Source organism: Inquilinus limosus MP06 (genome assembly GCF_000767795.1).
Lineage (GTDB): Bacteria > Pseudomonadota > Alphaproteobacteria > DSM-16000 > Inquilinaceae > Inquilinus > Inquilinus limosus_E.
The window spans coordinates 1-5,714 of record NZ_JANX01000418.1; the positions used below are offsets into that span (position 1 = coordinate 1).

Here is a 5,714-nt window from a genome sequence, read left to right on the forward strand (position 1 = left end):
GGCTGGGCGCCACCACCGCGTCTGCCGCGCTCAGGCCGCGCTGGACCAGCTCCGCCCGCCCACGGCGAAGTCGGCCGGCAGCGGTCCCGTCCGCACGCCGGCCCACCAGGTGGCGACGCAGGAGTGGTGGACGGCGACGGTCGGCACCGGGAACACCGCCTTGGCCGCCAGGGCCGGGGTGTTGAGCTGGACGATCTCGGCGCCGGCATCGACCGCGAGGGCGGCGATCCGGCGGCCGGCGGCCTCGACCTCCTTCGGGCGGCCGGCCAGCCAGTCGAGCGGCAATGCCGTCTCCACCAGCCGTAGGCCCGGAACCAGCCCGGCGGCCCAGCGCTGATCCTCGTCCGGCAGGGGGCCGAGCACCGCCAGCGTGGTCTCGACCTCGTGCCGGCGGGCCAGGGCGGCGGCGAGATCCAGCGCATAGGGCCAGACCCCGCCGACCGCATCCGCCGTCATCAGCAGCCGGCGGGGAGTGGTCACGCCGGTCCGCACGCTGCCTCCAGCTCTCTCAGGGGCAGGGGCCGTTCGTCCTGGATGTCGCTGAAATGGTCGAACTGGCTGAGATAATGCTCATGCGCCCGCTCCCAGGCCCGGCTGTCCGGCTGGCCCCACAGGCGCCGGTAGTCGGGCGAGCTGGGATAGGGGTACAGCGGCACCGGGTCGTTGGCCCAGACGCCGTTCCGCTCCAGCCTCTCGCGCCATGCCGCGATCATCTCCGCATCGTCGTCGGCGGTCTTGATCAGGTTGGCCTGGACGAAGGGCACGCTGCGGCGGGCGTAGAGCAGCCGGTCGGCCAGCTCGTCGGTCGACAGCTTGCAGTTCTTGGTCAGGAGATCGCGGCCCTCGCGGGTCAGGCTCTCGACACCGGCCTCGATCGACACGCAGCCGGCCCGGCCCAGCAGGTCCAGCATCTCCGGCTTCCACAGGTCGATGCGCATCTGCACGCCGAACTCGACCGGCCGGTCGATCAGCGCCTCCAGCAGCGGCTTCTGCGGCAGGAAGATCTCGTCGACGAAGTAGAGATAGGTCGCGCCCTGGGCGATCAGCCCGTCGATCTCCTCCAGCAGGATCGCCAGGTCGCGGCGGCGATAGGCATCGCGGAACTCGTTCTTGGCGCAGAAGCTGCAGTGATAAGGGCAGCCGCGCGACGCCTCGACCTCGGCGCCCGGGCCATGCGCTTCGGTGCCGAAGCGGTGGTGGTGATGGTCGTGGCGCCGCACCCACTCGTCCGGCCAGTGCAGCGCCGGCTGGTCGGTGAAGCGGCTGGCGTTCAGACCGCCGTTCACGACGACCTCGCCGCCGTCGCGGAAGGCGATCGACGGCACCTGCCGCAGGTCGGGCCCGTCGGCCAGCGCCGTCACCACCTCCTCGCATTCGCCGCGCACGACGATGTCGGCGCCGAGCTTGCGCAGCGTGGTCTCGGGCGTGACCGAGGCGTGCGGGCCGACGGCCACGGTGCGGCCGCCGCGGCCGTCCAGCGCCATCAGGAACTCGCGCGGGATGCGCAGCTCCGGCGGGGCACAGCGCCAGAACAGATAGGTCGGCGCCGTGGTGACGACCGTCATGTCCGGGCCGAAAGCCGCGGTCTCGTCGGCCAGCGCCTGCATCTCGGTGCCGCGGAGATGGCCGTCGAGCATCAGCACTTCGTGTCCGGCGGCCTCGAGCAGCGCCTTGGAGTAGCCGAGCTCGAGCGGCAGATGCGGCTCGCGACAGCCGAAATAGATGCTGTGGTCGTAGCGCCAGGGCGGGTTGATCAGGGCGATCTTCACGAGATGGCCTCCGCTCGCTGTTGGCGGGGATTCGGAACGACAGGGATGTCGACGGGGTTGCGGCGCAGCCAGCCGACCAGCCGGGCCAGCCCGTCGCGCCAGGGCAGCGGTCCCGGCAGGCCCAGCGCCCGGCGGGCGCGGCCGGTGTCGGAGACGTAGTAGCGCTGGTCGCCGGCCCGCCAATCCTGGTGCTCGGTGGCCACCGGGCGGCCGGTCAGCGTCCCGATGTGGCGGATCAGCTGAAGCAGGCTGACGGCATTGGCGGGGCCGCCGCCCAGGTTGAAGGCCTGGGCGCGCACCGTCTCGATGCGTTGCCAGGCCGCGACATAGGCCTCGACCGCGTCCTCGACGAACAGGATGTCACGCACCTGGCGACCGTCGCCGAAGATCGTGATCGGCTGGTCGGCCAGCGCGCGGATCAGGAAATGCGCGACCCAGCCCTGGTCCTCGGTGCCCATCTGGTGCGGGCCGTAGATGCAGCTCATCCGCAGCACCGCGGTCCGCATGCCGAAGCTGCGGGCGTGGTCCAGCACATATTGGTCGGCGGCGCCCTTGGAGCAGCCATAGGGCGTGTGGAAGTCCAGCCGGCGGTCCTCGCCGATGCCGCCGCGCAGCGCCACATCGGTCGGGCGGTAGGTGTCGTCCGCCAGTTCCAGCCCGATATCGGCCAGGTCGCCATAGACCTTGTTGGTGCTGGCGAAGATGAGCGGCGCGGCGGGGTTGTGGCGCCGCAGCGCCTCCAGCAGGCGCAGCGTGCCGGCGACATTGACCTCGAAATCGGTCCAGGGGTCGTCCAGGCTGGTGGTCACCGCCACCTGGCCGGCAAGGTGGAAGACAGCCTGCGCCTTGCGCGCCGCGGCGGCCACGGCCTCGCCGTCGCGCAGGTCGGCGATGACGGTGGAGATCCGGCCGGGATGGGTGCGGCGCAGCCAGTCGAGGTTGCGCTCCACCCCCGGCCGAGCCAGCGCGTCCAGCACCAGGACGTGATGGCCGTCGCGGGCCAGCCTGTCGGCCAGGTTGCAGCCGATGAAGCCGGCGCCGCCGGTCACCAGGACGGGCCGCAGCCCAGTCACGGCGGGAGAGGGCCGGCTCATGCCACCAGCCCGCGGGATTCGAGCTCGCGCCGCGCCTCCGCCACCCGGTCGACCGCCTGCTGGGCGGCGACCCATTCGGCCAGCTCGGCCAGCCCCTCGCCGAAATCCTTGGTCGCGGCGAAGCCCAGCTCCGCCTGCGCCTTGCCGATGTCGGCGAAGCAGTGGCGGACATCGCCGGCCCGGGCCTTGCCCACCAGCTCCGGCTCCAGCTCCGGCCGGCCCATCGCGTCGGCCAGGGCCTGCGCCGTCTCCAGCACCGTCCGCTCGCGGCCGCTGCCGACATTGAACACGCCGCCCGGCGCCTTCGGATGCTCCAGCGCCAGGGCGAAGGCCTCGGCGACGTCGGAGACATGCACCAGGTCGCGGCGCTGCTGCCCGTCCTCGAACACCAGCGGCCGCTGGCCGTTCAGGATGCGCGAGGCGAAGATCGCCAGCACGCCGGTATAGGGGTTCGACAGCGCCTGGCCGGGGCCGTAGACGTTGAACATGCGCAGCGCCGCGGCCTCCATGCCGTAGGCGCCGGCGACGGTCAGCACCAGCCGCTCCTGGCAGTATTTGGTCAGGGCGTAGACCGAGGCCAGCATCGGCCGCTTCCATTCCGGCGTCGGCGCCGGGACCAGGGGCCGGCCCTGCCGATCCAGCGGATCCCAGGAGCTGCCGGGCTGTCGCTCGGGCCGCATCACATCCTCGACCGGATCGCCGTCCGCGGTGCGGTACAGGCCCTCGCCATAGATGCTCATCGAGGAGGCGACGACGACGCGGCGCACCGGATTGGCGATCAGCCTCTGCAGCAGGATGGCGGTGCCCAGGTCGTTGACCGAGACGTAGCGGTCCACCGCATACATGCTCTGGCCGACGCCGACCTCGGCGGCGAGGTGGATCACGGAATCGACGCCCTTCAGCGCCCGGGCCACGGCGACCTCGTCGCGCACGTCGCCAACCTGCAGCTCGACGTCGCCCGGCGGCGCGGCGGAACCGCCTGCGCTGCCGTGCACCTGCTCGAGCAGGCTGTCGAGAACGCGTACCCGATGGCCGCGCCGCAGCAGGGCACCGGCCACATGGCTGCCGATGAAGCCCCTTCCGCCGGTGATCAGGATGGTTTCTGCCATGGATCGGCTTCCCCTTCGGATGACGGGCGCGGATGGTCTGCCGAGGCTGGTGCGCGGTGGCGCATCCGGACCCGTCGATGGTGCTGTCGCTGTGGCGTTTCGAGCGCGTCAGGGGCGCTCACCTACGGGGCCAACGGGATGGGTACTTACCCGGTTCCACTGCCACGTTCGGGCCCGCGCCGCTTCAGTGCGAGGACAGGAATCCTCGCAGATGCCGGGCGTAACGCGACACCTCACGATCCAGCCGCACGGCCTCGTCCGGGTCGTTGTCGGCCGCCCGCGCCATGCTCCAGGACCCGAGCTGGAAGGCGGCATAGCAGGGGCCGAGAAACCGCAGCAGGTCCGGGTCCATCGGGCGTCCGGCTTCGTTCCCGACCTGCGCTTGCAGCTCGGCCTGCTCATCCGGGTCGAGGTCGAACTCGACGGCGGCGCCGGCGACATCCCAGGCGATGTCCTGGCAGCCGACCAGGTCGTGCGCCGCGCAATGGTCGAGCGCGTCGGTCTTCAGCACCGCGCCGTCGCGGTCCAGCAGCCATTCCCAGCGGTGCAGGCGGTTGTCGGTCTCGACCCGGCAGACCCGCCCCTCCAGGCGCCGCGCCGACCGGGCGAGACGGCCGAAAACTCGGCCGGCGTCCTCGCCCAGGGCCTCGGCCGCATTGTGGCGGAGCATTTCGGCCAGGGCCGGAAGCGTGGCGCCGCTTTCCGGCGTGGCCGGGAAACGGCGGGCGCGGAAGCCGAGATACGCCCCGAGCCGTCGCAGCAGAGCCGGGCGGTCGCCGGCGTGGGGATCGAGCGGCCGGGCACCGTCGATCCAGCGCTCGACCAGGAAGCCGCGGCGATAGCCGACCGGCTCCGGGCCGAAGCCGGCATCGTGCAGCGCCCGGGCGCGCCGCAGCTTGTCGCAGCCGTGCCGACCCAGCCCGGCGAACTTCACCAGGAAGCGGCGGACACCCGTGTCCAGGCGGAACTTGCGGCGCTCCTGCTGCCGATGCGCCGGCGGCCAACGGTCGGGCGGCAGAGAGAGGCATTCCCGCCAGGCTCCGCCCGAGAGATCCTGCAGCCGCCCCGGTCCGCCGGCCAGGTCCTCGATCCAGCGGTCCAGCGCGTGCCAGGGCTGGCGTGGCCGCAGCGCCAGCGCATCGAACTCGACCACGTGCCGGGCGGCGCGGTGCCATCGCTCACGATGCGCGGGCGAGGCCTGCACGCCCGGGTCGCCGGCATGGCCGGGGAAGAACCGGATGCGGCCGCGGTCGACGCCGCGGGCCTCAAGCCAGTCCGCCACGGCGCCGAAGGAGCTGCCGGACAGGCCCGGCCCCTCGTCGACGACGGCATAGATCGTCTCCGGATCGCGCAGCAGATCGGCGGCGAGGCCGGGATCGACGCGGATCTCGCGTCGGAACGGATGCCCGACCGGCCGCACCGAGACGAACCCCTTCGCATCGCACGCCCCGGCCACGACGGCGCCGAGCGTCAGGCCGATGCTGCGGATGCCGATCACGGTGACCGGCCGCGTCCCGGCCAGTGCGGCGGCGGCCTCGAGATAGGCCTCGGGATACAGGGCATAGAAGGCGAAGCCTTCGGCGAGGCGGCAGCAGATCTCCGCCGGCAACGCCAGCCTGGTCAGCGCGGCGATGTGATATCGCAAGCTCGGGTCCACCGGCCCGGTCGGAAATCCACCTGCCCAGGACCGCCGGACCTCGGCGGCCAGGGCGGTCAGCAGCGCCGTCGCCGCATCGCCGAGC

The 5,714-nt window shown here is 72.3% G+C and carries 5 protein-coding genes; all 5 read right to left on the reverse strand.

The window, feature by feature from the left end; all coding sequences use genetic code 11:
- Positions 1 to 30 precede the first annotated feature (30 nt).
- Entirely contained in the window at positions 31 to 480 is a 450-nt protein-coding gene (locus tag P409_RS24595; protein WP_152613521.1) for a glycosyltransferase, read from the reverse strand.
- Positions 477 to 1,769, reverse strand: a complete 1,293-nt coding sequence (locus P409_RS24600) for a TIGR04295 family B12-binding domain-containing radical SAM protein (RefSeq protein ID WP_034844792.1) — start codon at positions 1,767 to 1,769, stop codon at positions 477 to 479. The genes P409_RS24595 and P409_RS24600 overlap by 4 nt, the downstream gene beginning before the upstream one ends.
- Positions 1,766 to 2,863 (reverse strand): NAD-dependent epimerase/dehydratase family protein, encoded by a 1,098-nt coding sequence (locus tag P409_RS24605; protein ID WP_034844795.1) that lies wholly within the window; start codon positions 2,861 to 2,863, stop codon positions 1,766 to 1,768. The genes P409_RS24600 and P409_RS24605 overlap by 4 nt, the downstream gene beginning before the upstream one ends.
- Positions 2,860 to 3,972, reverse strand: a complete 1,113-nt coding sequence (locus tag P409_RS24610; protein ID WP_034844797.1) for an NAD-dependent epimerase/dehydratase family protein — start codon at positions 3,970 to 3,972, stop codon at positions 2,860 to 2,862. Before P409_RS24610 ends, P409_RS24605 begins: the two co-directional genes overlap by 4 nt.
- Positions 3,973 to 4,156: 184 nt before the next feature.
- A partial coding sequence (locus P409_RS39220) for a hypothetical protein (protein WP_034844799.1) occupies positions 4,157 to 5,714 on the reverse strand: 1,558 nt, incomplete at its 5' end.

Excerpts from the sequence above, each read along its gene's own strand:
- P409_RS24605 (WP_034844795.1), bottom strand. The coding sequence starts at position 2,863 with ATGAGCCGGCCCTCTCCCGCCGTGACTGGGCTGCGGCCCGTCCTGGTG.
- P409_RS24610 (WP_034844797.1), bottom strand. The coding sequence starts at position 3,972 with ATGGCAGAAACCATCCTGATCACCGGCGGAAGGGGCTTCATCGGCAGC.